At 68.2% G+C, this 25,811-nt stretch carries 27 protein-coding genes; 14 read left to right on the top strand and 13 right to left on the bottom strand.

Features of this window, described 5'->3' with window-relative positions:
* Positions 1-2: 2 nt before the first annotated feature.
* Together rfbF and mutL are read right to left on the bottom strand one after the other, a co-directional pair.
* On the bottom strand, positions 3-776 hold the full coding sequence (gene rfbF / locus QZ647_RS15385; RefSeq protein ID WP_291273002.1) for a glucose-1-phosphate cytidylyltransferase: 774 nt from the start codon (positions 774-776) through the stop codon (positions 3-5).
* A 106-nt stretch (positions 777-882) separates the two neighbouring features.
* Positions 883-2,679, bottom strand: coding sequence for a DNA mismatch repair endonuclease MutL (gene mutL, locus QZ647_RS15380; protein ID WP_291273001.1), 1,797 nt, complete (start codon positions 2,677-2,679; stop codon positions 883-885).
* An 81-nt stretch (positions 2,680-2,760) separates the two neighbouring features.
* Between mutL and QZ647_RS15375 the strand changes: the two genes are divergently transcribed.
* Both QZ647_RS15375 and QZ647_RS15370 read left to right on the top strand, forming a co-directional pair.
* On the top strand, positions 2,761-5,316 hold the full coding sequence (locus tag QZ647_RS15375) for a hypothetical protein (protein ID WP_291273000.1): 2,556 nt from the start codon (positions 2,761-2,763) through the stop codon (positions 5,314-5,316).
* Between the two features lie 19 nt (positions 5,317-5,335).
* Positions 5,336-6,553, top strand: a complete 1,218-nt coding sequence (locus QZ647_RS15370) for a metallophosphoesterase (protein WP_291272999.1) — start codon at positions 5,336-5,338, stop codon at positions 6,551-6,553.
* Here the strand turns inward: QZ647_RS15370 and QZ647_RS15365 are convergent.
* Together QZ647_RS15365 and QZ647_RS15360 are read right to left on the bottom strand one after the other, a co-directional pair.
* A complete protein-coding gene (locus QZ647_RS15365) occupies positions 6,550-7,002 on the bottom strand; it encodes a thiol-disulfide oxidoreductase DCC family protein (protein WP_291272998.1) in 453 nt (150 codons plus the stop codon). The two genes, QZ647_RS15370 and QZ647_RS15365, sit on opposite strands and share 4 nt — an antisense overlap.
* A complete protein-coding gene (locus QZ647_RS15360) occupies positions 6,981-7,250 on the bottom strand; it encodes a TMEM165/GDT1 family protein (protein WP_286354426.1) in 270 nt (89 codons plus the stop codon). Before QZ647_RS15360 ends, QZ647_RS15365 begins: the two co-directional genes overlap by 22 nt.
* A gap of 28 nt (positions 7,251-7,278) precedes the next feature.
* Here QZ647_RS15360 and QZ647_RS15355 point away from each other — a divergent pair, with 28 nt between their 5' ends.
* Genes QZ647_RS15355 through QZ647_RS15340 form a run of 4 tightly spaced genes read left to right on the top strand, consistent with a single transcriptional unit; the run spans position 7,279 to position 9,100 of the window.
* The gene (locus QZ647_RS15355; RefSeq protein WP_291272997.1) at positions 7,279-8,253 is read left to right on the top strand and encodes a hypothetical protein; all 975 of its coding nucleotides are present in this window, start codon (positions 7,279-7,281) and stop codon (positions 8,251-8,253) included.
* A complete protein-coding gene (locus tag QZ647_RS15350) occupies positions 8,250-8,651 on the top strand; it encodes a flagellar assembly protein FliW (protein WP_286354428.1) in 402 nt (133 codons plus the stop codon). The genes QZ647_RS15355 and QZ647_RS15350 overlap by 4 nt, the downstream gene beginning before the upstream one ends.
* Before the next feature lie 6 nt (positions 8,652-8,657).
* Positions 8,658-8,909 (top strand): carbon storage regulator CsrA, encoded by a 252-nt coding sequence (csrA, locus tag QZ647_RS15345; protein ID WP_291272996.1) that lies wholly within the window; start codon positions 8,658-8,660, stop codon positions 8,907-8,909.
* Between the two features lie 17 nt (positions 8,910-8,926).
* Positions 8,927-9,100, top strand: a complete 174-nt coding sequence (locus QZ647_RS15340) for a YjfB family protein (protein ID WP_286354430.1) — start codon at positions 8,927-8,929, stop codon at positions 9,098-9,100.
* Between the two features lie 20 nt (positions 9,101-9,120).
* Here QZ647_RS15340 and QZ647_RS15335 read toward each other — a convergent pair whose 3' ends face one another.
* The 4 genes from QZ647_RS15335 to uvrA form a co-directional block, all read right to left on the bottom strand.
* Entirely contained in the window at positions 9,121-9,345 is a 225-nt protein-coding gene (locus QZ647_RS15335) for a hypothetical protein (protein WP_291272995.1), read from the bottom strand.
* A 123-nt stretch (positions 9,346-9,468) separates the two neighbouring features.
* Positions 9,469-9,693: a hypothetical protein gene (locus QZ647_RS15330; protein ID WP_291272994.1), complete on the bottom strand. Its 225-nt coding sequence runs from the start codon at positions 9,691-9,693 to the stop codon at positions 9,469-9,471.
* 123 nt (positions 9,694-9,816) lie between these two features.
* A complete protein-coding gene (locus QZ647_RS15325; protein WP_291272994.1) occupies positions 9,817-10,041 on the bottom strand; it encodes a hypothetical protein in 225 nt (74 codons plus the stop codon).
* A 123-nt stretch (positions 10,042-10,164) separates the two neighbouring features.
* The gene (gene uvrA, locus QZ647_RS15320) at positions 10,165-12,996 is read right to left on the bottom strand and encodes an excinuclease ABC subunit UvrA (RefSeq protein ID WP_291272993.1); all 2,832 of its coding nucleotides are present in this window, start codon (positions 12,994-12,996) and stop codon (positions 10,165-10,167) included.
* Positions 12,997-13,053: 57 nt separating this feature from the next.
* Between uvrA and QZ647_RS15315 the strand changes: the two genes are divergently transcribed.
* Positions 13,054-13,962, top strand: coding sequence for a CHAD domain-containing protein (locus QZ647_RS15315; RefSeq protein WP_291272992.1), 909 nt, complete (start codon positions 13,054-13,056; stop codon positions 13,960-13,962).
* Positions 13,962-15,581: a HAMP domain-containing sensor histidine kinase gene (locus tag QZ647_RS15310; RefSeq protein ID WP_291272991.1), complete on the top strand. Its 1,620-nt coding sequence runs from the start codon at positions 13,962-13,964 to the stop codon at positions 15,579-15,581. Before QZ647_RS15315 ends, QZ647_RS15310 begins: the two co-directional genes overlap by 1 nt.
* Before the next feature lie 6 nt (positions 15,582-15,587).
* Here QZ647_RS15310 and QZ647_RS15305 read toward each other — a convergent pair whose 3' ends face one another.
* From QZ647_RS15305 to QZ647_RS15290, 4 genes are all read right to left on the bottom strand, one after another.
* Complete coding sequence (locus QZ647_RS15305) at positions 15,588-16,373, bottom strand: radical SAM protein (protein WP_291272990.1); 786 nt, start codon at positions 16,371-16,373, stop codon at positions 15,588-15,590.
* A gap of 377 nt (positions 16,374-16,750) precedes the next feature.
* Complete coding sequence (gene murI, locus QZ647_RS15300; protein WP_286354435.1) at positions 16,751-17,572, bottom strand: glutamate racemase; 822 nt, start codon at positions 17,570-17,572, stop codon at positions 16,751-16,753.
* Positions 17,539-18,405, bottom strand: a complete 867-nt coding sequence (locus tag QZ647_RS15295) for a 50S ribosomal protein L11 methyltransferase (RefSeq protein WP_291272989.1) — start codon at positions 18,403-18,405, stop codon at positions 17,539-17,541. The genes murI and QZ647_RS15295 overlap by 34 nt, the downstream gene beginning before the upstream one ends.
* Positions 18,406-18,427: 22 nt before the next feature.
* Positions 18,428-19,915 (bottom strand): sigma 54-interacting transcriptional regulator, encoded by a 1,488-nt coding sequence (locus tag QZ647_RS15290; RefSeq protein ID WP_291272988.1) that lies wholly within the window; start codon positions 19,913-19,915, stop codon positions 18,428-18,430.
* A gap of 139 nt (positions 19,916-20,054) precedes the next feature.
* Here QZ647_RS15290 and QZ647_RS15285 point away from each other — a divergent pair, with 139 nt between their 5' ends.
* The 6 genes from QZ647_RS15285 to cobB all read left to right on the top strand — a co-directional run bounded on the left by QZ647_RS15285 (position 20,055) and on the right by cobB (position 24,884).
* Entirely contained in the window at positions 20,055-20,600 is a 546-nt protein-coding gene (locus QZ647_RS15285; protein ID WP_291272987.1) for a thioredoxin family protein, read from the top strand.
* On the top strand, positions 20,600-21,190 hold the full coding sequence (locus QZ647_RS15280; RefSeq protein ID WP_291272986.1) for a thioredoxin family protein: 591 nt from the start codon (positions 20,600-20,602) through the stop codon (positions 21,188-21,190). The genes QZ647_RS15285 and QZ647_RS15280 overlap by 1 nt, the downstream gene beginning before the upstream one ends.
* On the top strand, positions 21,181-21,741 hold the full coding sequence (thpR, locus tag QZ647_RS15275) for an RNA 2',3'-cyclic phosphodiesterase (protein WP_291272985.1): 561 nt from the start codon (positions 21,181-21,183) through the stop codon (positions 21,739-21,741). Before QZ647_RS15280 ends, thpR begins: the two co-directional genes overlap by 10 nt.
* A gap of 24 nt (positions 21,742-21,765) precedes the next feature.
* Positions 21,766-22,413, top strand: coding sequence for a hypothetical protein (locus QZ647_RS15270; protein WP_291272984.1), 648 nt, complete (start codon positions 21,766-21,768; stop codon positions 22,411-22,413).
* Entirely contained in the window at positions 22,413-24,110 is a 1,698-nt protein-coding gene (locus QZ647_RS15265; RefSeq protein WP_291272983.1) for an alkaline phosphatase family protein, read from the top strand. Before QZ647_RS15270 ends, QZ647_RS15265 begins: the two co-directional genes overlap by 1 nt.
* Positions 24,111-24,179: 69 nt before the next feature.
* Complete coding sequence (gene cobB / locus QZ647_RS15260; protein ID WP_291272982.1) at positions 24,180-24,884, top strand: Sir2 family NAD+-dependent deacetylase; 705 nt, start codon at positions 24,180-24,182, stop codon at positions 24,882-24,884.
* A gap of 401 nt (positions 24,885-25,285) precedes the next feature.
* Here the strand turns inward: cobB and QZ647_RS15255 are convergent, their stop codons facing one another.
* The gene (locus tag QZ647_RS15255) at positions 25,286-25,747 is read right to left on the bottom strand and encodes a hypothetical protein (protein WP_291272981.1); all 462 of its coding nucleotides are present in this window, start codon (positions 25,745-25,747) and stop codon (positions 25,286-25,288) included.
* Positions 25,748-25,811: the final 64 nt, after the last annotated feature.

Here is a 25,811-nt window from a genome sequence, read left to right as displayed (position 1 = left end):
GATCACCAGGTCTTCCAGGGAGCATGCCCCGAATGCCACAGATCCTGGAGCAGCTCCATTTCCCGGTAGGTGTCCATGCACTGCCAGAATCCCTCGTGGAAGTAGGCCCGGAGCTCGTCCCGCTCCGACAGCTTCCTCAGGAGGCCCAATTCCAGAGAGTCCTCGTCTCCCTCGATGAGATCGAGGACTTCCCGCTGGAAGACGAAGAAGCCGCCGTTGATCCACCCCTCCCGCACCTGGGGCTTTTCCGCAAAGAGGGTGACGCTGTCGCCCGACAGGCCCAGTTCGCCGAATCGGGAGCTGGGACGCACAGCCGTCACCGTCGCTAACTTCCCATGCGAGGCATGGAAGGCCAGGAGTCGGGGAATATCCACATCGGCCACGCCGTCACCGTAGGTTGCCAGGAAGGTCGGCCCCTGGATGTATTTCTGGATGCGCTTCAGGCGCCCGCCCGTATTGGTCTCCTGCCCGGTGTCCACCATCCAGATCCGCCAGTTCCTTTCCTCGTACCCGGCCTCCAGCGGCACCACATGCTTCGTGCCCAGCTCGAGCAACACATCGGAATGGTTGAGATCGTAGTTCAGGAAATAGTCCCGAATCAGCTCGGCCTTGTACCCCATGCACAGGACGAAGTCACTGACCCCGTGGGTCGCGAAGTGCTTCTGGATGTGCCAGAGGATCGGCTGGTCACCCACGCGGATCATGGGTTTCGGTTTGAATTCGGTCTCTTCCCGAAGGCGCGTGCCCTTCCCCCCACAAAGAATCACGGCCTGCATGGAAGCTCCCTCGCTGGTTGGGGATCCCATCGGGTTTCCTCCGGGATGGGCTGAGAATTGGGCAGCTTTGACCCTGTTGAGGCCAGGGCGCCTTCCGGGGGCCCGATCAAAGCCTCCGCCCGAAGCTCCGCTCCAGGTCCTCCAGGGTCAGTTTCTTGATGATCGGCCGGCCGTGGGGGCAGGTGTTGGGGACTTCGCAGGCGAGGAGGTCCTGGATGAGGCCCAGGGCCAGATCGGGCGGCAGTGCGTGGTGCTTCTTGATGGCGGCGCGGCAGGCCAGTTCGGCGTTGAGGTCGCGGCGGAACGCGTCGAGGTCCACGCGCCCTTCCCGCTCCAGCCGGGCCAGCAGATCCTCCAGCAGGGCCTGCGGGTCGCGATCCACCAGGAAATCCGGCAGGCCGCGCACGACCAGGGCATCGGCCCCAAACGGATCGACCTCCACGCCCGCAGCGGCCAGTTCCGCCAGGAAGGGCAGGAGGCGGGCCAGCGCTTCCGGCCCCAATTGCACGACCTGGGGCGGCATCAGGGGCTGGATGGCGGGCGCATGGCGGCGCAGAAAGAGCTGCTCGAAGAGCACCCGTTCATGGGCCACATGCTGATCCACGATCCAGAGTTCGGGCCCCGCAGGGCCAGTGATCTCCGCCAGCAGGTAGGTCCGCTGGAAGGCCCCCAGGTACCGGATGCCCGCCTCTGAATCCGGGCCCTCCGCCACGCCCGAGGGCGCCGGTTCGTAGGCATAGACGGCGTCCGACGGTGGCGTGCCGAAGGCCTCCTCCAGGGCCCGGTACCCCCCGAGGGCTCCCCCCGAATGATCGGACCAGAGCCGCGGATGCTGGGGCACCAGCCGGCGCGAAGGGTCCAGCTCGAACTCGGCCTCCAGGGGCTTGGGCGGCAGCTCCAGCACCGACGCCAATCCGCCACGCAGTTTCGCCCAGGCCTCCTCGGCGCCTCCCCGCACCCAGGCGAAGATGCGCTGGGGTTCGCGGAAGCGCACCTCAGCCTTGGTGGGATGCACATTCACATCCACCGCCTCGGGAGGCAGCTCCAGGAAGAGCACGGCCGCCGGGTACGAGCCCTTGGCGAAGGTGCCGGACCAGGCCTCGGAGAGCGCCGCCAGCAGAAGGCGATCCCGCACGGCCCGGCCATTCACGAAGAGGTAGAGGTGGTTGCGGTCGCGGAAGCTGAGATCCGGCGGCGACACGAAGCCCCGCAGACGCCAGGGGCGTTCTCCGTTCACGAAGGGCACCAGGCGGCCCAGCTTCTCGCCCAGGAGCGGCGCCAGGCGCTGCCCCGGGTCGTCCACGGGCGGCAGCACCAGGGGCGCGCCGCGATCCGGGCGGATGGTCCAGTGGACCCCGGGCGAGCTCAGGGCCAGCCGCGCCACGGCGCCCCAGAGCTGGGCGTGTTCCGTATCCGTGGACTTCAGGAAGCGGCGCCGCGCCGGCAGCTGGGCGAACAGGTCGCGCACGGCCACGGTGGTGCCTCGGCTGCGGGAGACCGGCGCCACCTCCTTGATGACGCCGAATTCGCAGCGAAGACGGTGGCCCGCACCCTCGGATTCCGCGCTCGTGAGGTCGAAGCGGCTGACGCTGGCGATGCTGGGCAGGGCCTCGCCACGAAACCCGAAACTGGCCAGGTGCCCCAGATCCTCCGCGGTGCGCACCTTGCTGGTGGCGTGGCGCTCCAGGGCCAGGTACAGGTCATCCCGGGCCATGCCCGAGCCATCGTCCGCCACCTCCAGGAAGCGCTTGCCACCCTCCTCCCAGGCCACTTCAATGCGGCGCGCGCCGGCATCCAGGGCATTCTCCACCAGCTCCTTCAACACCGAGCTGGGTCGCTCCACCACCTCCCCGGCGGCGATCTGGTTGGCCACCTGGTCGGGCAGGATCCGGATGCGGGACATGGGTAAGACGCTATCAGCTGTCCGGCCCCGCCCGTATAGGGAAGGCAGGAAGGATCCCCCGCGAAAGGGCACACTGGTGTCATGAACTGTCGATCCCTCTCCGCCGGCATCGCCCTTCTGTCCGCCCTGGTCCAGGCGGCGCCCCCGGTCCAGGCGCCGGACGCCCGCTGGCTCACCTTCAGCACGGCCCACTACCGGATCCACTGCCCCGCGGCCTTCGAGTCTTTCGGCCGGGAGGTGGCGAGCCGGGTGGAAGGCATCCACGCCCAGTACCTGGGACTCGTGGGATTCGCCTATGAGAAACCCGGTCAGCCCATCGACATTCTGATCCAGGATCCCGTGATGGAGGCCAACGGCATGGCCTTCCCACTGCTCCGGCGCCCCCATGTGGTGCTCTGGAAGACCGAACCCGAGGCCGATTCCATCATCGGCCACCACCGGGGCTGGGCCGAACTCCTGGTCGTCCACGAACTGGGGCACATGCACCACCTGCTGCGCCCCGCCCGCAAGCCAAATCTGTGGCAGCGCTGGACGGCCGTCCTCGGCCCCCTCACTGAAAAGTCGCCCCGCTGGGTCACCGAGGGCTACGCCACCCTCATCGAAGGCAAGCTCACGGGCAGCGGCCGGCCCCACAGCGCCATCCGCGCCGCGGTGCTGCGCCAGTGGGCCCTGGAGGGCAAGCTGCCCACCTACGAAGCCCTGAGCCGCACCGACGGTTTCCTCGGTGGCAGCATGGCCTACCTGGGGGGCAGCGCTTATCTGGCCTGGCTGGAGACGAAGTCCACGGATCCGAAGGTCCTCCAGGGGCTGTGGACCCGCCTGGCCGGAACGCGCGGTTTCGAGGCCGCCTTCACCGCCACCTTCGGATTCGGCCCCAAGGACGGCTACCAGCGCTTCTGTGCCGAGCTGACCCACACGGCCCTGGAGCTGGAGCGCCGGGCCAAGGCGCAGGGCCTGCGCGAGGGCGAGGTCTTCACCCGCCTCAACGGCTGGGTCAGCGACCTGGCCCTGAGCCCGGATGGCACGAAGCTCCTGGCCCGGGTGCTGGATCCGAAACACCCCGGCCTCTACCTCTGGGACCTGAACGCTCCGAAGCCCGCTCCCAAAGCCGCCCCCTCAGCCTCGGACGAGCCCCCCGACCATGCCCCCGCCACCCCCACCGTGGCCCCCACTCGGCGGGTTCCCCGCCTGCAGGGCACCTTGCCCTGGAAGCCGGTCTGGCTCGGAGCCGACACCGTGGGCTTCCAGCTCCGCCTGCCCAACGAAGAAGGCGTGCTGCAGGCCCAGCCGTATCGCTGGATCCTCGGCACCAGCGTCCGGCCCGGAAAGTTCACCCCACCCGCCCCGGCGAAGGGGGGCCCGGGATGGAAAGACATCGACGGCATCTGGAACCTGGTGGACGCCCAGGGCCGGACCCTCACCCGGACCCTGGCCGCCGCGTGGAACCCTGTGGCCACGCCGGACGGCAAGTGGATCTACTTCACGCGGCTCACCGCCTCGGGCGTCGAGATCCGCCGCCTGGAGGTCACGCAGCCGCCCCCCGCGGCTCCACCGCCATCCTGGATGGACCCGGCGCCCCTGGTGGCGGGCGCCATCCTCTCTCCTACCGACGAGCCCAGCCCCCTGCCCGCCTCGGTGCCCGTCGAGCCCCATCCGTATCGCGTCGGCGAAAGCCACGACGCCTTTGCCCTCGCCGGGTACAGCGCCGCGCCCTCGGGCTTCAGCGCTCAGCTCGGCTTCGGGGGCAATGACCTGCTCCACCGCCTCAACTGGCAGGTCCTGGCGGGGCTGGGCGATGGCGCCGGCCCCCGCGGGGGCATGGCGGGGGTCGCCTGGCGCGGGTGGCGGTGGGCTCCCTCCCTTCAGGCCTTCTCGCTCCTCGAACGCCCTTCGAGCCAGCGCTTCGTACCGGCGGCGGGCTTCGATCGTGAACGCCGGGGCGCCGAGCTGGCCTTCGAGCGGGAAGACCTGGGCCGGCCCCGGGCGCGCATTCGGCCCGTGGTGGCCTTCGAGCGCGTCGAAGGTCCGGACGGACTGACCACCCATCGGTCTCTCGGGGGCGTGGAGGCGGGTCTGGGCAACCACTGGAGCCGCGACGATCAGGGCGTCCTCCTGAGCGCGGCCCTCCGCGAGCAGCGCGGCCGCACCGCGGGCCAGACCTGGAACCTGACCCGGGCCGCCCTCACCCTGGGCTGGCTCAATCCCTGGAGCCCCCTCACGGTGCGGCTGGAAGAGGGGCGGATCACGGGCGACCCCACCGCCCTCGACCGCTTCCACCTGGGGGGCGTGGCCACCTCGCTGCTGCCTTCGGCCCTGGACGCGAACCGCGTGACCCAGGCCGCGCTCCCGGCCTACACCGCCACGGGGGACCGCCTCCGCCGCCTGCGTGGCGAGCTGGGCCTCGGGCCCCTGGAGGCCTACCTGGAGCATTCGACGGTGTGGGACGGGGCCCAGCCCCGGCCCGCCGCCCAGCGCGTGGCGGGGCTGGAACTGGACAGCCGCCGCCTGGGCCTGCCCCTGGATGTGCTTCGCCGCCTGAGCGGCAACTTGAGCTTCACCCTGGGCCTGCATCGCCCCTTGGATGGGCCGATGAAGCACCGTACTGTGGGGACCCTCAGCGTGATCGTGAGACCGTAGTACTTCTGTTGAGCCCTTGATGCCCTTCCTGATCTCGCTCGTCCTCATCTTCCTGGTCCAGTGGCTGCACTTGCGGCTGCTGCGCCTGGAGGTGGCCGCCCCCTACCGGCGCTGGCTGCCGTGGATTCTGGGCCTGATCCATGTGCCCCTCGTGCTCTTCGCGGGCTTCCGCATCCTGGGGCTGGGCGGCCATGGCGCCCTGCCGTGGCTGCGAACCCTGGCCCGGGGGGGCTTCTACTTCCAGGCCTTCACGGTCCTGCACCTGCTGGCCGGCATGCTGGCCGAGGGTACCTGGCGGTTCTGGCGAAGGAACCGCCCAGAGGAACCCGGCGCAGAGGTCGGCGACGGCGCCGTGGACCTGAGCCGCCGAGCCTTCCTGCAGACCGCCGCCCTGGCGAGCACGGGCGCCGCCGTGGCCCTGGGGGCCGGAGGCGCGCGGCAGGCCTACGGCGACCCCGAGATCACCCGCCGGGCCCTCGGCTTTCCGGACCTGCCTGAGGGACTGGATGGCCTCCGCATCGCCCACCTCAGCGACCTCCACGCCGGCCCCCTGGTGAGCCCGAGCCTCCTCCGCCGCTGGCGGGAGCTGACCGAGCGCGAGCGGCCGGACCTGCTGCTCTTCACGGGCGATCTCGTCGACAGCCGCCCCGACGAACTGGAACCGCTGCTGGAGGCCTTCCGCGGCTTCTCTCCGCCGCTGGGTACCTTCGCGATCCTGGGCAACCACGACTACTTCGACGATCCGCGTCCCATCTGGCGGGATCTGGAAGCCGAGGGCATCCGCTGCCTGGAGAACGCCTCGACGCTGATTCGGCGCGACGGGGCCACCCTCGCCCTCCTCGGCCTCCAGGATCCGATGGCGCGGAACGGACGCTTCCGCCGCATGGTCTTCGGCCCCGGGCCGCGCCCCGCCGAAGCGGCCCGGGACCTGCCCGCCGAGGCCTTCCGCATCTGCATGAACCACCGCCCCAGCGAGTGGGAGCGCGCGCTGGAAGCCGGCGCCCGCCTCACGCTCTCGGGCCACACCCACGGGGGCCAGATCAACCCCATCCCCGGCTTCAGCAGCGCGCACCTCATCGGCCCCCGCACGGACGGGCTCTACCGCCAAGGGGATGACCTGCTCTATGTAAGCCGCGGGCTCGGGGTGGTGGGCCTGCCCATCCGCATCGCCGCACCTCCGGAGATCGCGATCCTCACGCTGCGGCGGGGGCCGGCGGCGCCCGGGACCAGACCCTAAGGATCAAAGCGGTCCAGGAGCGCGGGAGGCAGGCGGGGGCAGACCCCTTCCGGCGGCCGGAACAGGTGTGCGCGGAAGCGGGCGACCAGGTTGTACCCGCCGTCCCGGAGGGGCCGGGGAACGACCGCCAGCAGGCGGCCTCCCACCGCCCAGGTGCCGCCCAGGGCCCGCAGAAGGTGGATCACGGCGTCCGAGCGCACAAAGGCGCGGCCCTCCGGGGAAAGCACCACCAGGCTGTCCGGCAGGTTCCGGCGATCCATCTCGGGAATCTGTCGCTGGAAGGTGGCTCCCCCCAGGGGGGCGAACCGAATGCAGCCTGCCGCATCGCGCCGGGCGATGAAGCGCACCGCCGCATGGCAGAAGCCGCAGCCACCGTCGTAGAAGAGGCGGATCGGGCCTGAAGCAGGTCCGGGAGCGGGCCCGGAGGTCAGCCCTTGATCAGCACCCACAGACCCACCGCAATGAAGGCGCATCCTGCGGCCCACTTGATGGCGGCCTCCGGGATGTAGCGGAACAGGACGCCGCCCAGGGCCACGCCGATGGCCGTGGCGCAGACCAGGGCCGCGCTGGCGGCGAGAAACACGGTCCAGATCTGGCCGCTGCGCACGGTGGCCGTCATGGCCGCCAGCTGAGTCTTGTCGCCCACTTCCGCGAGAAATACGGTGGCGAAGGTGGTCCAGAAGAGGGAGCGGTTCATGAGGCCTCGCAGATCGTGACGAAGGATCATGGTACCGGACTGCCATACTGGCCGGATGGTGCTCGATCACTTCGACCTTCCCACGACCTTCGTGGACACGCCCGAGAAGCTGCAGGAGGCGCTCCCCCTGTGGCACGCGGCCGGCGTGCTGTCCGTGGACATCGAGTGCAGCCTCACGGGCATGCACCACTGCGTGCTGGCCCTCATGCAGGTCGCCACGCACGACCAGGCCTGGCTGGTGGATCCCCTGGCCCTCGACGACCTCATGCGGCCCGCCCTGCAGGCCATGGCCCAGGTGCCCTGGATCGTCCACGACTTCTCCGGCGACGGCATCGTCTTCAAGCGGATCTACGATGTGGTGCCCGACAGCATCTTCGACACCATGCTGCTGTCCCGCGCGCTCGGCTACCCCCAGCCCGGCCTCAAGACCATGGCCAAGCTCAAGCTGGGCCTGGACATCCCCAAGGAGGAACAGGATTCCAATTGGATGCTGCGCCCCCTGCGGGACGCCCAGATCAGCTACGCCAGCCGCGATGCGGCCCTGCTCCTGCCCCTGCTGCGCATCCTGGCCGACGAGGCCGATGCCAAGCGGGACCATCCGGAGATCGGCCCCCGGCTCGCCAGCCTGCCCAAGGAGATGCGACACCTGCTGAAGCGGGTACGGGCCTATGTGCCCCCCAAGCATGACCCCGTGGTGGACAAGGTCAGGCACCTGGGCGACCTGGCCGTGGAACGGGCCAAGAAGCTCACGGCCCTGCGCTGGGCCTGGGGCAACGAAGGCGATGTCGGGGCCGTCATGGAGCTGGGCAACCGCTGGCTCATGGCCCGCCTGGCGCATCCCCCGGCCTCCAAGGAGGCCCTGGAGCGCACCATCCCCAACCCGCGCTTCCGCCGCAAACGCGCGGAAGCCCTCTGGGAGGTCTTCCGCGAGGGAGGACTTGAAACTCAGGAGGACGCTGATTCGTCCGATGGATTGATCTGGAACAACACCGAGCGACCATGACCACGACCGATGACGGCATCCTCCTCACCTTTCCCAAGGGTCTCCTGGGCTTCCCCCAGCTGACGACCTTCCGGCTCTTCGAGCCCCGGGACGGCTACCCCCTGAAGTTCCTCCAGTCCGTGGAGTCTCCGGAGATCGCCTTCACCTGCCTGGATCCGGCGGGCATCCAGGAGGACTACGCCGTGCCCCTGGGCGACGAAGACGCCGAAGCCCTGGGCCTTGAGGTCCCGGAGGACGCCCTGATCCTGACCCTCGTGGTGATTCCCGAGGATCCCCGGCGGATGACCACGAACCTGGCCGGGCCCCTGGTCGTCAATGTGAAGACCCGCGTGGGCTTCCAGATCGCGCTGAACGCCGAGAAATACCCCCTGCGATTCCCGATCCTCCCCCAGGACTGACCCACCATGCTCGTCATCACGAGGAAGCCGGATCAATCCATCGTCATCGGGGGCGAGGTGGAGGTCATCGTCCTCGGCATCACGAAGGAAGGCGTCCGCCTGGGCATCAAGGCCCCACGAAGCGTTCAAGTCCACCGACGCGAAGTGTTTGAAGCCATTGCAGCCGAGAACAAGGCCGCCACCGAGGCCCGGATCCCGGTCCAGGACGCCGCGGCCCTCCTCCGGGCCGCTCAAGTCCGCAAGCCAAGGGCCCGATAAGGCCCACTGAGGTTCCCGTGGACATCACCCTCGCCGCCATCTCCGCCCAGAAGCAGCTCCAGACCCAGAACGAGGTCGTCGTCAGCGTGCTCAAGAAGGTCATCGACATCCAGGCCGAGCAGGGGGCCGACATGGCCAAGCTGGTGGCCCAGGCGGGCGGCACCGGACAGCGGGTCGATCTCTACGCCTGATTTCTTTCCCGGCCTGATCCCTATTTCAGGTAGGGCGCCGGGTACTTCCCCGTCACGCTGGTCTTCTTCCGCGCCACTTCCTCGGGCGTGCCCACGGCGATGACGCGGCCACCTTCGCCGCCGCCCTCGGGACCGAGGTCGAGGATCCAGTCGGCGGTCTTGAGGCCGAAGCAGGAGCGGAGGCCCACCGTCACGCGGAGCGTGATGGTCCGAAGGGCGCGGCCCAGGAGGGGCCGCGTGAACATGCCATGGGCAGTGGCTCTTCACTCAACCTTGGCAACCATGAGCATCAGGCCCAGCGGAAAGTCGGCAGGGCCACGCCCGATATGGAACCCAAGGGAAGGGGTGCACTGGCTTGGAGCTGATCATCACTTCAAATAGGGCGCCAGGTACTTCCCCGTCACGCTGGTCTTCTTCCGCGCCACTTCCTCGGGCGTGCCCACGGCGATGACGCGGCCACCTTCGCCGCCGCCCTCGGGACCGAGGTCGAGGATCCAGTCGGCGGTCTTGAGGCCGAAGCAGGAGCGGAGGCCCACCGTCACGCGGAGCGTGATGGTCCGAAGGGCGCGGCCCAGGAGGGGCCGCGTGAACATGCCATGGGCAGTGGCTCTTCACTCAACCTTGGCAACCATGAGCATCAGGCCCAGCGGAAAGTCGGCAGGGCCACGCCCGATATGGAACCCAAGGGAAGGGGTGCACTGGCTTGGAGCTGATCATCACTTCAAATAGGGCGCCAGGTACTTCCCCGTCACGCTGGTCTTCTTCCGCGCCACTTCCTCGGGCGTGCCCACGGCGATGACGCGGCCACCTTCGCCGCCGCCCTCGGGACCGAGGTCGAGGATCCAGTCGGCGGTCTTGAGGCCGAAGCAGGAGCGGAGGCCCACCGTCACGCGGAGCGTGATGGTCCGAAGGGCGCGGCCCAGGAGGGGCCGCGTGAACATGCCATGGGCAGTGGCTCTTCACTCAACCTTGGCAACCATGAGCATCAGGCCCAGCGGAAAGTCGGCAGGGCCACGCCCGATATGGAACCCAAGGGAAGGGGTGCACTGGCTTGGAGCTGATCATCACTTCAAATAGGGCGCCAGGTACTTCCCCGTCACGCTGGTCTTCTTCCGCGCCACTTCCTCGGGCGTGCCCACGGCGATGACGCGGCCACCTTCGCCGCCGCCCTCGGGACCGAGGTCGAGGATCCAGTCGGCGGTCTTGATCACATCGAGGTTGTGCTCGATGACGATGACCGTGTTGCCGGTCTCCACGAGCCGGTTGACCACTTCCAGCAGCTTCTGGATGTCCTTCAGATGCAGGCCCGTGGTGGGTTCGTCCAGGATGTAGACCGTGCGGCCCGTGGGGCGCTTGCTCAGCTCCTTACCCAGCTTCACGCGCTGCGCCTCGCCCCCCGACAGCGTGGTGGCGCTCTGGCCCAGGCGGATGTAGCCCAGCCCCACATCCATGAGGGTCTGCAGCTTGTTGGCCAGCACCGGAATGGGAGCGAACAGCTCCAGCGCCTCTTCCACGGTCAGGTTCAGCACATCGGAGATGCTCTTGCCCTTGTAGTGGATTTCCAGCGTCTCGCGGTTGTAGCGCTTGCCCTTGCACTGCTCGCAGGTCACATACACATCCGGGAGGAAGTGCATCTCGATCTTGAGGACGCCGTCGCCCTCGCACTTCTCGCAGCGGCCGCCCTTCACATTGAAGCTGTAGCGGCCCGGCGCGTAGCCGCGGGCCTTGCTCTCGGGCAACTGGGCAAAGAGCTCCCGCAGCGGCGTGAAGAGGCCCGTGTAGGTGGCCGGGTTGCTGCGGGGCGTACGGCCGATGGGCGCCTGGTCGATGTCGATGACCTTGTCCACGGCCTCCAGACCCTTGATGGCCTTGTGCTTCCCGACGATGTGCACGCCCTGGTGGAGCTGGTTGGCCAGGGCCTTGTAGAGGATCTCGTTCACCAGGGTGCTCTTGCCCGAGCCGCTCACGCCGGTGACGCAGGTGAAGAGACCGATGGGGAAATCCGCATCCACCTTCTTGAGGTTGTTCTCCTCGGCGCCCAGCACGGACAGATGCCCGCGCTTGGCCTTGCGCCGGGTACGGGGCACGGAGATGGCGTCGCGGCCCGACAGGAAGTCGCCCGTCACGGATCCCGGCGTGCGGCTGATCTCGTCCGGCGTACCTTGGGCCACCACCTGGCCGCCGTGCTCCCCGGCGCCTGGGCCCATGTCCACCACATGATCGGCGGCGAGAATGGTTTCCAGATCGTGCTCCACCACCAGCACGGAGTTGCCCAGGTCCCGCATCTCCTGGAGGGTGCGGATGAGCTGCAGGTTGTCGCGCTGGTGCAGGCCGATGCTGGGTTCATCCAGCACATAGAGCACGCCCTGGAGCTTGCTGCCGATCTGCGTGGCGAGGCGGATGCGCTGGCCCTCGCCGCCGGACAGGGTGGCCGCACTGCGGTCCAGCGTGAGGTAGCCGAGGCCCACATCGTCCAGGAACCCCAATCGCTCGCGGATTTCCTTCAGCACCTTCTCGGCGATGACGGCCTCCTTGCCTTCCAGCGCCAGGTCCGCGAACCACTTCCGGGCATCACGCACACTCTGGGCGACCACCTGGGCGATGTTCTGTCCGCCCACATACACCGCCAGCACTTCGGGCTTCAGGCGCAGCCCCGCGCAGGCCTCGCAGGGGACGACGCGCATGGACTCCTCCAGCTCCGCGCGGATCTCCTCGCTGGTGGTCTCGCGATAGCGTCGCTCGAGGTTGCCGACGATGCCCTCGAACTGGTGGACGAAGTCGTAGCGGTTCTTTTTGTTCTCGTAGGTGAAGCGCATCTCCTTCTCGGTGCCATGCAGCAGCAGGCGCCGGATGTCCGCAGGCAGCTTCTTCCAGGGCGTATCCAGGCTGAACTTCGCCTTGCGGGCCAGCTGGTCCAGCATCTGCGAGCGCCAACCATCCTCGGACACGCTCTTCCAGCCGCTGGCCTGGATGGCGCCTTCGTTGATGGAAAGCGCCGGATTGGGAACGATGAGCTCTTCCGCGAACTGGCGCTTGAAGCCCAGGCCGTCGCAGGTGGGGCAGGCGCCGTACGGCGTATTGAAGGAGAAGGACCGCGGCTCCAGCTCAGGCAGACCCTGGCCGAACCTCGCGCACTTCGGATTGTTGCAGGCCAGCTTGCTGGAGAAGAGCGTCTCGGTCCCATTCAGATCGATCAGCGCTGAACCTTCCGCCAGGTTGCACGCGATCTCCAGGCTGTCGGCCAGCCGCGACTGGATGGAGGGGCTCACCTTCAGGCGGTCGATGACCACCTCGATGGTGTGCTTCTTCTGCTTGTCCAGATCAGGCACGCCTTCAGTGAGATCCAGCATCTGCCCGTTGACCCGGGCCCGGATGTAGCCGCGTTTCATGAGGTCCTGGAGCAGCTTCTTGTACTCGCCCTTGCGGCCCCGCACCACGGGCGCCAGGAGCTGCAGCTTGGCACCTTCGGGCTGGCTCAGGATCTGGTCCGCCATCTCCTGGATGGTCTGGCTGGCAATGGACTTCCCGCAGGCCACGCATGTGGGCTTGCCCGTGCGCGCGAAGAGCAGGCGCAGGTAGTCGTAGATCTCCGTCACCGTGGCCACGGTGGAGCGGGGGTTCTTGCTGGTGGTCTTCTGCTCGATGGAGATGGCGGGCGAGAGGCCCTCGATGCTGTCCACATCGGGCTTTTCCATCTGGTCGAGGAACTGGCGGGCGTAGGCCGACAGGCTTTCCACATAGCGCCGCTGGCCCTCGGCGTAGAGCGTGTCGAAAGCGAGGCTGGACTTGCCCGAGCCCGACAGCCCCGTGATCACCACCAGCTGGTTCCTCGGCAGGCTGAGGTCGAAGTTCTTGAGGTTGTGCTCGCGGGCACCCTTGATGTGAATGTGTTCCATGGTCGCTCCAGTTTACGCCATTTTTTCGCTTCTGCGGATTGCGTCTAGAATCATGGGATGCATCCAGCCGAACTGGCGATCCTGCTCCACCGCGCCCTGGAGGTCCGGCTGGCGGGCCTGCAGGCGCTGCTGGCTCCGGAGGACTGGGCCGACGACATGGAACAGCTGCACCAGGTGCGCGTCTCGGCCCGGCGCCTCGGCGCGGTGCTCGACCTGGTGGATGCCGAGGCCTATCCCGGCCACAAGACCCGGCGCCGGGCCCTGAAGGATCTGGTGGATGTCCTTGGCCTGCCCCGCGAACTCGATGTCCACGCGGACGGTCTGAGGGCCCGGCTCCTCGAAACCCGGAACCCGGTTCAGGCCGCCGCCCTCGAACACCTGCTGGAGGGGATGGACCGCGCCCGCGCCAAGGCCCGCCGGGCCATGCGCCGAGAGCTGGAGCGCCTCCGCCTCCCGGATCTGCAGCGGTTGCTGGAAGTTCCGGCCCTGCGCGACCCCTTCCAGCAGACTTCGCTCCAGGAGGCGGCCTGGGCCTGCCTGGGGCCCCGCGTGGAGGCTGCGCTGGGGGATCTGGCCCCCCTGGCCGCCCAGGAAGATGCCCCCGCCCTGCACAAGGCGCGGGTGCGCATCAAGAAGCTGCGCTACGCGCTGGAGGCCCTGGAAAGCGCCTTCGCCGTGCCGCCCGAGGCCCTCTTGAAGGAGCTGCGCGGTCTCCAGACCGCCCTGGGGGAACACCACGACCTCGCCACCCTCGAGGCTCTGTTGTGGGAAACGGAGGCCGGACTCCGCAGCCGGGATCGGGGCACCCTCCGCGGGGGCGTCCTGGAACTCCTGGGCGAGGTGGCCGAAGCCCGCCGGGCCGCCTTCGACCGCTTCACCACCCTGGCCCAGAAGCAGGGCCCCGTGGCCTTCTCCCGCGAGGCGCGCGCGGCCCTGGGGCTCCCGCCCGCCGACGGCTCCCTGTGATGCTGCGGCGCGTGCGCATCCGTCCCCTGGCCTGGCTGCGCAGCGTCCACGCCAAGCTCTTCCTGCTTCTGGGTCTCGTCACCAGCGTTCTCACGGTGGCCGTCGCCTACAACATCACCCGCAACAGCGGCCGGGAGCTGGAAAGTTACACCCGCAAGCTGACCATCGACACCGCCGGCACCGTGGAGACGGATGTGGTGGAGCGGGATCCCGGCTTCAAGGATCCCGACAAGCTCGATCAGCTGCTTTCCAGCATTGCCGGCCCAGACCGCAGCATCTTCCAGATCGATGTCTTCAAGCGCATCGGCAAGAGCAACGAGGTGGAGCTGGTGCGTTCCTCCGGGGACGAGGCCAATGTGGATTGGGGCCCCGAGATCGGCTCCTACCTCGCGTTGACCGCTTCCCAGGCGGAGTTGGTGGATCTGAATACCGGCAGCCGGGCCTGGAAGGTCTATCAGCCCATCCGCTCCCACAAGCCTGGCCAGCCGCCCCTGGGCCTCATCCGCGTCTACTGTGACCTGGAGCGCTGGGATGTGATCTGGGACAACAACCTGAAGCGCACCCTCCACACCCTCCCTGGCGTCCTCCTTGGCGAGTTCATCCTCCTCTGGCTCATCCTGCGGGTGCTCATCAGCGACCCCATCGAGGCCATGGTGCTGGCCATGCAGCAGCTGGAGCGCGGTGAAGCCAAGGCTCGCGTGACCATCAAGCGCAGCGATGAGCTGGGCCTGATCGCCACCCGCTTCAACGAGATGGCCGTCCAACTCGAGCGGGCGGGCGAGGAGCGCGAGGCCCTGATCCGCGAAATCCGCGGCCTGAACGCCAACCTGCAGGACCGCATCGATGCCGCCCTGTCCGAACTTCAGGCCAAGAACGCCGAACTGGCCTCCATGGCCGAGCGCATGGCGCTGCTGCGGGAGGAACTCAGCACCCAGGAACGGCTCGCCGTGGCTGGCCAGCTCGCGGCCACTTTCGCCCACGAGGTGGGCACGCCCCTCAATCTGGTGAATGGCCACCTCCAGCTCATGGATGCCCAGTCGGATCTCCCCGACAAGCTGCGTGAACGCCTCCGGGTGATCCACGCCCAGATCCAACGCGTGGGCGACATCGTGCGCCGCATGCTCGACCTCACCCGGCGCCCCCAGCTGCACCGGGAGGCCCAGGCCTTCGCAGATCTTCTGGACGACCTCCAGCAACTATGGGCGCCCACGCTGACCTCGCATGGGGTCACCGTGGAAACCGAGATCCCCGCCGGCTGCCGCCTGGATGTCGACCGCAAGCAGATGGAACAGCTCTTCCTCAACCTCATGAAGAACGCCGTGGACGCCATGCCCGCCGGCGGGACCGTGCGCCTTGCGGCGAAGCCCGCCGAGGACAGCACCCCCAACGGCCCCTGGTGGGAGCTGCGCTTCTCCGATTCGGGCCAGGGCATCCCCGCAGACCTGCTGAGCCAGGTCTTCCGCCCCATGTTCACCACCAAGCCCGAGGGCAAGGGCACCGGCCTTGGGCTCAGCATCTGCCGCGAGATCGTCCGCAACCACGGGGGCGACATCCGCCTCGACAGCACCGAAGGCAAGGGCACCTGCGTGGTATTCACCCTGCCCGGCGCGGTGGCCTGAGCGGATTCAGAACAGCCTGCCCCGAATGCGCTCAAAGGCGGCGGTCCCAGGCCGGTAGGTTTCCGAGGCCATCTCCGGCAGGTCCGAGAGGTGGTAGCAGAAGCGATCGACCCCAATCTCCCCAGCCAGCCTTTCCGCTTCCGCGAGTTCCTCGTCACTGTCGTTCCATGGGAACAGGATGTAGCGCCACAGGATTCTCGGCCGCAGCAGCCCCGCCCGGTCCCGCTCGTCCTTCAACAGGCGCATGCCCCGAAGGATGTCCTCCAATCGGCCCCCGCGCCGATAGACTTCGTAGGTGGCCTGGCTGGCGCCGTCCACGGAAATGATGATCTCATCCAGGCCCGAGGCCAGCAGCCCAGCCCGAACGCCCGGATCCCCGAGCCTGCTGCCATTCGTGCTGGTGGTGATGAGGGATGACGGGCAGCGCTCCCGCATCAGGCGGCACATCGCGCTGAATTCCGGATGGAGGAGCGGCTCACCGTAGTTGTAGAAGCAGATCTTGTCGATGGGCAGGTCGATGGCTTCGACCAGCTGCCGGAAGAGATCCATCGGCATGAATTTCACCCGTCGGCCCGAGACAGGCTGCTTCGCTTTCGGGAAGCTGTGTCCGCAAATGGTGGGGCAATCGAAATTGCACACGGCCGTGGGTTCGATCAGCAGCTGGTGAATCCACGGAGCCCCTCCCCCGCCCGATGCCCGTTCTTCATCCGACAACGGCTCGAAGCCCGGACACCGATTCAGATGACACTCTAAACAGGCGCTCCGGTCCCCCGCCAGCATGCGGGCCCGCATGGACCGGAATCCTTCACCCTCCCAGATCCCCGTCAGGCCGACCGATCCAGCGCCCTCGATCAAAGCGTCCAGGATCGGGGCTTGGGCGGTCGAGCCGCAGGCCACCGTCCCATCGCAGTTGATGACCATTTCCCGAAAGGGGATGGGACACGGGAGCGCCCCACCCTCCGTGGTCTTGGGAACCCGGATGGACCCTGGGCTGGCCCACCGATGCATCTTGTGGAATAACTTGGCCACTTTCAGCAGGGGATAGGCCCACACCTGGCCCTGCTCACGCCGGCGCGCGAAGTGGAGCCGAGCTCTCAGCAGGCGAACCCCGGCCAATCCTTTCATCCCGCCCCCTAGACCCACGATGATACTGACGGGCCGGGCCTGGATTAAATCTCCACCACTTCGACATCCCCCAGCGCCTCTTCCAAGAAGCGGCTGCCCACTTCCTTCAGGCGGCTGCTGGCGTCGGTGAGCTGGACGCGAAGGCTGCCGCGGGCGCCGGCGGTGCGGTAGCCGAGGGTGCCCTGCAGCATCCGGTCCACAGCCTTGGCGGTGACGCGGCCGCTGTCGATCCAGCGGGTGCCGGGACGGCTGCGTTCCAGGCTCGTCATCAGCGTCGGGTAGTGGGTGCAGCCCAGCACCACGGTCTTCACCTCGAAGGGCAGCTCGTTCATGTAGCGGCGGCAGATGCTGTCGGTGACCGGATCATCGAACCACCCCTCCTCCGCCAGGGGCACCAGCAGGGGACAGGCCACGCTGTGGATGACCTTGCCGGGGTCGCGGCGCCGGATGGCGAGTTCGTAGGCCGCGCTGCTCACGGTGGCCAGGGTGCCGATGATGCCCACGGGACCCGGAACCTCCGCCGCGGCCTCGGCGCCAGGTTCGATCACCCCGATCACGGGGCAGGGGCTCACGGCCTGCAGGGCCGGCAGCCCGTGGGCGCTGGCGGTGTTGCAGGCGATGACGATGAGCTTCGGCTCGTGGCGCTGCAGCAGCTCGCCCATCTGCAGCGTGTAGCGCTCGATGGTGCGGTGGCTCTTGGTGCCGTAGGGCAGCCGGGCCGTGTCGCCGAGGTAGACCAGGTCCTCCTGGGGCAGCAGCTGGCGCAGGGCATGGATGACCGTGAGCCCGCCGATGCCCGAGTCGAAGATGCCGATCGGACGGTCCGCGCGGCTCATGATGCCCGCACCGCCAGCACGGCGATCCACTCGCCTTCCGTCCGCACCTTCTCGGGCTTGAACCCGTGGGAGACGAGGCTCACCAGGGCCTCGTCCGTGCGCTCGGCCAGGATGCCGCTGGCGATGAGCCAGCCTCCGGGCGCGGCCACTTCGGCCATGCGGGGCAGCAGCTCCTGGATGGTCTCCAGCAGGATGTTGGCCAGCAGGCCGGGATAGGGGCCCTGCACGCGCGGGTGATCCAGCGTGCCGACGAAGCTGTCGTAGGGTTTCGCGCCTTTCAGCAGGTGCGCATTGAGCGCAATGAACTCTTCCATCGCGGGCCCGCAGTCGGGGTCGTTGTCGAAGGCCGTGAGGTCCCGGCCCCCCAGCAGGAAGGCGGCCAGCGACAGGATGCCGGTGCCCGCGCCGATGTCGAGGACCGGCCCCTTCAGGCGACCCGCCGCGGCGAGTTCCTCCAGCAGCTCGATGCAGAGGCGGGTGGTCTCGTGGCCGCCGGTGCCGAAGGCTAGGCCGGGGTTCACCACGAGGTCGAAGCGGTCCGCAGGGGCGGGCGTCTCGTCCCAGAGGGGCCGCACATGGAAGCGCGCGCCCACTTCGAAGGCGCCGAAACCCTCCCGGCTCTTGGCCAGCCAGTCCTCGTCCCCGAAGGTCTCGGTCTCAAGCAGGCGCACACCGGGGAACGCGGCCAGGCCACCCGCTTCAGGAGGCGCCTGGTCCGGCGGGAAGTAGGCGTAGCAGGCCCGCGGCGGATCGGCCTCGCGATAGAAGGCGGAGGAACCGGCCCCCTCCAGCCAGGTGCAGAGCCCTTCTTCCTGGGGGTCCGGGACTTCCAGTTTCCATCTCAGATGCGTCGCGTTCGCCATCCCCTCAGGGTAGCAGGGGGGGTCAGGCCTCAGCCTCGGCGCCGTCTCCATCCTCCAGGTCCAGCCGCTTCATTTTCTCGAGGAAGGTGGTGCGCTTGAGGCCCAGCAGGTCGGCGGCGCGCTTCTTGTTGCCGCGGGTGATGGCCAGGCTCTGGAGCATGAGCGTCTTCTCCATGTCCGACACCACCTGGTTGAGGTCCAGGCCCTCGGGCGGCAGGTCCAGGCCGTAGGCGGCGGCCGGAGGCGGCGCGAAGAGGGCCGAGGAGAAGGCCTGGCCCGCGGGCGACATGACTGGCTGGGAGGTCGGCCGGGGTTCGAGCCGCGCGGTGCCGTCGGCGGGGGTCGCGGCCAGGGGCTCGGGTGATTCGCCCATGCGCTCCGCGAGGAAGGCGAAGTCCTCCCGCGTGAGCACGGGGCGGGTGCCCGACAGCACGATGGCGCGCTCGATGGCGTTCTCCAGCTGGCGCACATTGCCGGGCCAGGGCAGGGCCATGAGCAGCGGATCCACGCTGGGGTGCAGGGCCTTGGGGTAGAGGCCGTGCTCGCGGGCCTTCCGGTTGAGGAAGTGCTGGGCCAGGAAGGGCACCTCCTCGCGGCGCGCGCGCAGGGGCGGCATGGTGATGGGCACCACCTCGAGGCGGTAGAAGAGATCCTCACGGAAGCTGCCGTCCTTCATCTTCTTCCAGAGATCGACATTGGAGGCCGTCACCACGCGCACATCCACCTTCACCGGCGCGCCGCCGCCCAGGGGCTGCACCTCGCGCTCCTGGAGCACCCGCAGCAGGCGCACCTGGGCGCCGAGCGGCATGGTGCCCACTTCGTCGAGGAAGATGGTGCCGCCATGGGCTTCGCGGAACTTGCCCGGCGTGTCCTTGCGGGCATCCGTGAAGGCGCCCTTGTTGTAACCGAAGAGCTCGGATTCCAGCAGGTTCTCCGGGATGGCACCGCAGTGCACGGCCACGAAGGGCTCACCGGCCTCGGCACTCATGCGGTGGATGGCCCGGGCGATGACTTCCTTGCCCGTGCCGCTCTCCCCCAACAGCAGCACCGTGGCGCGGGTGGCGGCGGCGCTGCGGGCGCGAACCAGCACATCCTGCATGGCCGGGCTGGTGCTCACCAGGCCGAAGGCCAGCGCCTGCGAGGCGCTCAGCTGGGTGGTGGTACCCGAGCGCGGACGCAGCCCGGGCATGGGCGGCTCGGGCCCGAGCACGGCCCAGCGCACGGACCCCAGCGAGCCCCACTCGCCCAGGGCCTTGGCGTCCATGGGCGCCGCATCCGGCTTCAGGCCCAGCAGAATGGGCAGGGCCGCCACTTCGGCCATCATGCGGTTCAGTTCCGGCGGCGGCCAGGCGCCCTTGGCGCTGATCACCCACAGGTCCACATCCTTCGGCGCCAGAGCGGGCGAGACGCCGCGATCCACGGTGACATCCCAAAGGGCGGCCCACCGATGCTCCAGCCCCCCGGTGTCGTCCCCGAGGGTGGACCAGTGAAGGCGCGGCAGTTGGGTCATACACTCCTAGTCTGAATTCAGCCTAGATGCAGATGTTTGCGGGTCAAGTCAAAAAAATGACGGCGAAATCCCCGCCGGCCCCGCGGCGTGCGATGGCTTGCCCTGCGGCGTACGATGGAAGGAGCCTCCGGAGGTTCCCATGGCCCTGACGGAATCCACCATGGTCCCGCTCGGTACGGCCTGCCCCGACTTCACCCTGCCGGGGGTGGACGGACGGCTCTGGTCGCTGCACGACTTCCACTGCCCGGCCCTGCTGGTGGTGGTGATGTGCAATCACTGTCCCTATGTGCAGTCCGTGGATGACCGCATCAACGCCCTGGCCAAGGCCTATGCGGGCCGCTGCGCCGTGGTGGCCTTGAATGCGAACGACGCCGTGACCTACCCGGACGACAGCTACGAGGCCATGCGGGCCCGCGCCCGGGCCAAGGGTTTCGTCTTCCCCTACCTCTGGGACGAGGAGCAGACCGTAGCCCGCCGCCTCGGCGCCGTGTGCACCCCGGACTTCTTCCTCTACGATGCGCACCGCCGCCTCGCCTACCGGGGCCGCCTGGACGACAACTGGAAGGATGCCACCCGGGTTACGCATCGAGATTTGAAGGAAGCCATCGACCGCCTGCTGGCTGGGGAGGAGCCTTTGGAAATCCAGCACCCGAGCATGGGGTGCAGCATCAAGTGGAGGTCCTGATGAGGCCCGGTCCGGCCTTCCTCCTGGTTCCGGCCCTGCTGGCACCCTCCCTTTGGGCCCAGGCCCCCCATGGGCTGAAACTGGGCGATCCCTGCCCCCCCTTCACCCTTCCGGGCACGGACGGGCGCACCCATGCCGCCGAGGCGACGGAACCCCTGCTCATGGTGGTGTTCCTCAGCACCGAGTGCCCCTATGTGATGGCCACCCAGGCCCGCATCAACGCCTACGCCAAACGGTACGCAGGCAAGGTGGCGGTCCGGGCCATCAACGCCAACAATGTGGAGACCCATGGCCGCGAGTCCCTGGCCGACATGCAGGCCCAGGCCAAAGGGCAGGGCTTCGCGTTCCCCTACCTCAAGGACGAGCCCCAGGCCGTGACCCGGGCCTTCGGCGCCGTCTGCACGCCAGATTTCTTCCTGTTCGACCACGCGCGGAAGCTGGCCTACCGGGGTCGCCTGGATGACAGCTGGCGCGACCCGTCGAAGGTCACCGTGCGCGACCTGGAGGCCGCCACCGAGGCCCTCTTGGCGGGCCGGCCCGTGGCGGCGGAGCAGATCCCCAGCCGCGGCTGCAGCATCAAGTGGAAGTAGGCCGGCGGCGCCTCTTCTTCGCCCTGCCCCTGCTGCCCCCGCTGCAGGAGGCCCTGGGCCGCTGGCAGAGCCTGTTACCGGGGGACGCGGGGGAGGGCGCAATGGCTGGCGCGCGCTGGTGCAGGCCCGAGGGGCTCCACCTCACCTTGGCCTTCCTCGGTGAGTGTGCCGAGGAGGCCCTGCCCCATCTCGGCGCGGTGGGCGAAGCCGTGGCCGGGCGCCGGAAGGCCTTCCTCCTCCGCACGGCGGGGCTCGGCGGCTTTCCGAGCTTCGGCGCGGCGCGGGTGCTCTGGCTGGGCCTGGAGCCCTCCCCTGCGCTGGAGGCCCTGGCCGCGGACTTGCGCCATACCCTGGGCGCCGCCGGAGACCCCTTCGAGGCTCCCCCGTTCCGGGCCCACCTCACCCTGGCGAGGTTTCGCCAGACTCGACCCCTCGCCGGATCCACGGCGCCGACCCCTGCGACCTTTGCGGCGGACCGGTTCGCGCTCTTCGAGAGCCGGCCCCAGGGATGTTACGCGCCGCTGCAGGTCTGGCACTTGCAGACGGTATGATCGGAGGTTTCGCTGGAGCCTCTGATGCGTCTCACCCTCCTGCCCCTCTGCCTCGCCGCCGCCACCGCACCCCTCTGCGCTCAGTGGGACCTGCGCCTGGAGCTGCCGCGGCCCTCCGGCCAGAACCTGCCCCAGACCCTGATCTCCGGCACGGGGCAGCTGGCGGCGGGTGACTTCGACACGGGCAAGGGCTTCATCGCCTCCGTCAACCACCAGATCTTCCAGGTGGGCCCCCTGCTCAAGCTCGAAGGCGGTCTTGAATACTCCCAGTTCACGGCCGACGGCCGCCTGGCCACGGGCGCCACCGCCCAGGGCACAAAGCTGAAGCAGCAGGGCGCGGGCCTTGGCTTGAACGCCCAGCTGTGGGTGCCCTTCGTGGGGATCGCCGGCGAGATCGGCCTCATCCAGCGCTTCCAGCGCTACACCGTGGACACGGCCGGGGCCGGCAGCGCCAAGGACCTGAGCCGCACCTGGCTGCGGGTGGGCGCCCGCTGGCGCATCCCCTCCGTGGTGGTCCACCCCTACCTGGCCGCCAGCTACCAGCAGCCCGTCACCAAGGACCGCCCCGTGAAGGTGGGCAGCGCCTCCGACCTGGCCACCTACTTCGCCGCCCAGGGCAGCGGCCAGGAGTTCGAGCGCCTGTGGACCTTCGGCGTGGGGGTGTCGTTCTGATGCGTGGGCTCCCCGCTCTCCTGACCCTGGTTCCCGTCCTCGCCCCGGCCCCCCTCCTCGCCCAGAAGTCCCCAGCTCCGACCCTGCCGACCCGGCCCCGCCTGGTGGTGGTCGTGTCCGTGGACCAGCTCTCCGCCGAGCTGATGCAGACCTACGGCCCCGAGCTGACCGGCGGCCTCGCGCGGCTGTCCAAGGAGGGCGTCTTCTTCACCGAGGCCTACCACGACCACGGCTTCACGGAGACGGGCCCGGGCCATTCCGTGCTCCTGTCGGGGCGCTTCCCGGCCAACACCGGCATCGTGGAGAACCGCTGGTTCGACCGCAGAGCGGACCGCCTGGTGTACTGCGTCGAGGATGCCGCCGCCAAGCCACTCCCCGCCACAGGCCTCTGGGGCTCTTCCAATGCCCGCTTCCTGGGTGATGGGCTGGGCGACTGGCTCCAGGCGCAGGTCCCCGGCAGCCGCGCCTTCGCCGTCTCGGGCAAGGACCGGGCCGCGATCTTGATGGCCGGCCGCAAGCCCACCGCCGCCTACTGGTTCAGCGGAGCAGCCGGCTTCGGCACCTCCACCACCTATGCCGAGCGCCTGCCCGAGTGGCTGCTGCGCTTCGATGGTGAGCTGCAGGCGCGGTTCGCCACCCGGAGCTGGTTGTGGACCAAGACTCCCGGCACGCCCGAGGGTCGCGTGGCCACCTGGACCTTCCCAGGACAGGTGATCCGCAACGGCGCCCTGCCACGCCTCATCCAGGGCGCGGGCATGCCCCTCGACAAAACCTTCGAGGCCCGCTTCCGCAAGTCCCCCTTCCTCGATGAGGTCACCCTGGAGGCCGCCGAGGCGCTGATGGACGCCGAGAAGCTGGGTCAGGGTCCGGCCACGGATCTGCTGGCCCTGAGCTTCTCCGCCACGGACTACATCGGCCACAGCTACGGCATCCTGGGCACGGAGATGCGGGACCAGCTGCACCGCCTGGATCGCACCCTGGGCCGCCTGCTCGAAGTCGTGCGTCGCCGCGATCGTGGGGCCTGGGTGATCCTCAGCGCCGATCACGGCGGCATGGACCTGCCCGAAGCCCTGTCGGACCAGGGCTTCCCCGCCCGGCGCGTGAACCCGCCCATCTTCCTGAATGAGCTGCGCGCCGAGCTCAAGGCCACCTTCAAGGTGGACGCCGATCTCATCCTGGAATCGCCCGAGCCCAACTCGCTCTACCTGCGGGAGGGCGCCCTGAAGGCCACGGGCCTCGACCGGAAGGCTGTGCTCGCGCGGATGCAGGCCTGGCTGCGGGCCCGGCCCGAGGTGGCCGACGCCTTCACCGCCGAGGACCTGGCCGCCACCGACCCCAGCGCCACCGGGAGCCCCCGGGACAGCAGCCTGCGCGTGCTGCTGCGGCGCAGCTTCCGCGCGGACCGCAGCGGCGATGTGCTGGTGGCCTTCAAACCCTGGGTGGTCTTCGGCGTGCCGCCCGTCGAATGGGCCACGGGTCACGGCACTCCCTATGCCTACGACCGCCGCGTGCCCCTCATCTTCTGGGGTCCCTGGAAGGGGGGCGAGCGGCCCAGCCCCGTCCGCACCGTGGACCTCGCCCCCACCCTGGCGCGGGAGCTGGGGATCCAGCCCGGAACCGTGGACGGCCGCGCGCTCGACCTCCGAAAAGAGGAAGGACTGCCAAGCTCACCCCCCAGGCACCAAGGAAAGAAGTAGCCCGGCCTTTCTTGGTGCCTTGGTGGCCATCCGTTGGCCATTCGGCTTTTCAACTGGTCAGGAGTCCCCATGACCCTTTCCCGCGATGCCACCATCGTCATCCTCACCGGCGCGGGCATCTCCGCGGAGAGCGGGCTGCGGACCTTCCGCGCAGCGGACGGGTTGTGGGAGAACCACCGGGTGCAGGATGTGGCCACGCCCGAGGCCTTCCACCGGAACCCGGCCCTGGTCTACCGCTTCTACAACGAGCGCCGGCGGAGCCTGGCGGCGGTCCAGCCCAATGCCGCCCATGTGGCCCTGGCGCGGTTCGAGCGCGAGTGGCCCGGCGAGGTCCTGCTGGTCACGCAGAATGTCGATGACCTCCATGACCGGGCCGGCTCGAAGAACCTGCTGCACATGCACGGCGAGCTGCTCAAGGCCCGCTGCCTCGCCTGCCGCGCCGTGGTGGCCTGGCCCGGCGACCTGGATGCCGACGACCACTGCCCCACCTGCCGGCGCGGCCGGCTGCGCCCCCACATCGTCTGGTTCGGCGAGATGCCCCTGGAGATGGAGCGCATCTACCAGGCCCTGGATCGCTGCGCCCTCTTCGCTGCCATCGGCACCAGCGGCCATGTGTATCCCGCCGCGGGCTTCGTGGAGGCCGCCGCCCCCGGCGCCCGCACCGTGGAGCTCAACCTCGAGCCCAGCCTCGTGGCCGACGCCTTCCAGGAGCAGCGCGTCGGCAAGGCCACGGAGCTGGTGCCCGCCTTTGTGGCGGAGTTGTTGGGGGACTGAACCCGGCGGCGGGAAGTGGCCCCGAAGCCCAAGGCTGCGCCGGGCAACGCCAGAGGCCGCAGAGGCCCGGGGCGGTGACGAAGAAGGCGGCCAGGATGGACATGCTGGTCGAAGCCACCACCGGGTGGACAGGAGGCCCAGGGCCGTGCGGGCTGCAGGGGATATATGGAAAGGCCCGCTGAGGGGTGGATGATCCAGCCCCAGAGCAGGGTGGACAAGACAAACCCGGCTCTGGAAAAGTCGAACAGGAAGGAAACGGGTCATGTCATGGGCTGGCCCATGAAGGTGCGTAAAACGCCTTTGTCTGCGTCATGCCACTGGCGGAGAGAAGCAAGCATTAGCAGGGGTGGCCGAAGGCGGTGGCCGAGCTGAATCCCGAGTTAGGCGTTAAACCTATACCCTTAAAATTGAATCGTGTATTTTTTAGCTTTATTATCTTCACCCTCACCAAATCCGAAGGGCGGATTGCCTGCTTTGATTTTCATTTTAATATTGATCACAGTTCCTTTATCTCCAACCAAAACCGCGACTCCTGGAACTACATCACTTACTTCCTGAGAAGTTTTGGTCTCTTGGGAACCCCAAAAGGTTGGTTTTGAATCCTGAATTATTTTTGTTTCGACAATACAGGTGTAGGTACCATTGAATTTTTCATTACTTTTATAATCTGTGGCTGTCATTTTTCCACTGGGCGCAGACAAGGCTGTTAATTGAATCTCCATGGAAAAAATATTTCCGTCCGAAAGGCTTATTATTTTCCCGGGAAGCATGGAGCCAACCGGATAAGGATCGGGTGCCATACAACCGACCATTAGGGCTGGAATAATGAAGAATAGAGCTTTTTTCATGTTGGCCTCTTTCATGAAAACCCGTTTGGGTTGGGGTTATAAAATCAAATCGCAGGGGTATGATATAAAATTTGATGCA

The sequence above is a fragment of the Geothrix sp. genome, from assembly GCF_020622065.1.
In the GTDB taxonomy this organism is placed as follows: domain Bacteria; phylum Acidobacteriota; class Holophagae; order Holophagales; family Holophagaceae; genus Geothrix.
The sequence above is the reverse complement of the archived record's forward strand: the minus strand, read 5'-3'. Positions and strand labels throughout refer to the sequence as shown.

What these genes read in the sequence shown, in the direction of transcription:
- QZ647_RS15285 (WP_291272987.1), top strand. Translation starts at nt 20,055, where the DNA reads ATGGCCCTGACGGAATCCACCATGGTCCCGCTCGGTACGGCCTGCCCC.
- csrA (WP_291272996.1), top strand. Translation starts at nt 8,658, where the DNA reads ATGCTCGTCATCACGAGGAAGCCGGATCAATCCATCGTCATCGGGGGC.
- QZ647_RS15360 (WP_286354426.1), bottom strand. Translation starts at nt 7,250, where the DNA reads ATGAACCGCTCCCTCTTCTGGACCACCTTCGCCACCGTATTTCTCGCG.
- QZ647_RS15325 (WP_291272994.1), bottom strand. Translation starts at nt 10,041, where the DNA reads ATGTTCACGCGGCCCCTCCTGGGCCGCGCCCTTCGGACCATCACGCTC.
- QZ647_RS15375 (WP_291273000.1), top strand. Translation starts at nt 2,761, where the DNA reads ATGAACTGTCGATCCCTCTCCGCCGGCATCGCCCTTCTGTCCGCCCTG.
- QZ647_RS15255 (WP_291272981.1), bottom strand. Translation starts at nt 25,747, where the DNA reads ATGAAAGAGGCCAACATGAAAAAAGCTCTATTCTTCATTATTCCAGCC.
- QZ647_RS15350 (WP_286354428.1), top strand. Translation starts at nt 8,250, where the DNA reads ATGACCACGACCGATGACGGCATCCTCCTCACCTTTCCCAAGGGTCTC.
- QZ647_RS15370 (WP_291272999.1), top strand. Translation starts at nt 5,336, where the DNA reads ATGCCCTTCCTGATCTCGCTCGTCCTCATCTTCCTGGTCCAGTGGCTG.
- QZ647_RS15355 (WP_291272997.1), top strand. Translation starts at nt 7,279, where the DNA reads ATGGTACCGGACTGCCATACTGGCCGGATGGTGCTCGATCACTTCGAC.
- QZ647_RS15280 (WP_291272986.1), top strand. Translation starts at nt 20,600, where the DNA reads ATGAGGCCCGGTCCGGCCTTCCTCCTGGTTCCGGCCCTGCTGGCACCC.
- QZ647_RS15330 (WP_291272994.1), bottom strand. Translation starts at nt 9,693, where the DNA reads ATGTTCACGCGGCCCCTCCTGGGCCGCGCCCTTCGGACCATCACGCTC.
- cobB (WP_291272982.1), top strand. Translation starts at nt 24,180, where the DNA reads ATGACCCTTTCCCGCGATGCCACCATCGTCATCCTCACCGGCGCGGGC.
- QZ647_RS15270 (WP_291272984.1), top strand. Translation starts at nt 21,766, where the DNA reads ATGCGTCTCACCCTCCTGCCCCTCTGCCTCGCCGCCGCCACCGCACCC.
- QZ647_RS15310 (WP_291272991.1), top strand. Translation starts at nt 13,962, where the DNA reads ATGCTGCGGCGCGTGCGCATCCGTCCCCTGGCCTGGCTGCGCAGCGTC.
- mutL (WP_291273001.1), bottom strand. Translation starts at nt 2,679, where the DNA reads ATGTCCCGCATCCGGATCCTGCCCGACCAGGTGGCCAACCAGATCGCC.
- QZ647_RS15290 (WP_291272988.1), bottom strand. Translation starts at nt 19,915, where the DNA reads ATGACCCAACTGCCGCGCCTTCACTGGTCCACCCTCGGGGACGACACC.
- QZ647_RS15305 (WP_291272990.1), bottom strand. Translation starts at nt 16,373, where the DNA reads ATGCGGGCCCGCATGCTGGCGGGGGACCGGAGCGCCTGTTTAGAGTGT.
- rfbF (WP_291273002.1), bottom strand. Translation starts at nt 776, where the DNA reads ATGCAGGCCGTGATTCTTTGTGGGGGGAAGGGCACGCGCCTTCGGGAA.
- QZ647_RS15295 (WP_291272989.1), bottom strand. Translation starts at nt 18,405, where the DNA reads ATGGCGAACGCGACGCATCTGAGATGGAAACTGGAAGTCCCGGACCCC.
- uvrA (WP_291272993.1), bottom strand. Translation starts at nt 12,996, where the DNA reads ATGGAACACATTCACATCAAGGGTGCCCGCGAGCACAACCTCAAGAAC.
- QZ647_RS15265 (WP_291272983.1), top strand. Translation starts at nt 22,413, where the DNA reads ATGCGTGGGCTCCCCGCTCTCCTGACCCTGGTTCCCGTCCTCGCCCCG.
- QZ647_RS15315 (WP_291272992.1), top strand. Translation starts at nt 13,054, where the DNA reads ATGCATCCAGCCGAACTGGCGATCCTGCTCCACCGCGCCCTGGAGGTC.
- QZ647_RS15335 (WP_291272995.1), bottom strand. Translation starts at nt 9,345, where the DNA reads ATGTTCACGCGGCCCCTCCTGGGCCGCGCCCTTCGGACCATCACGCTC.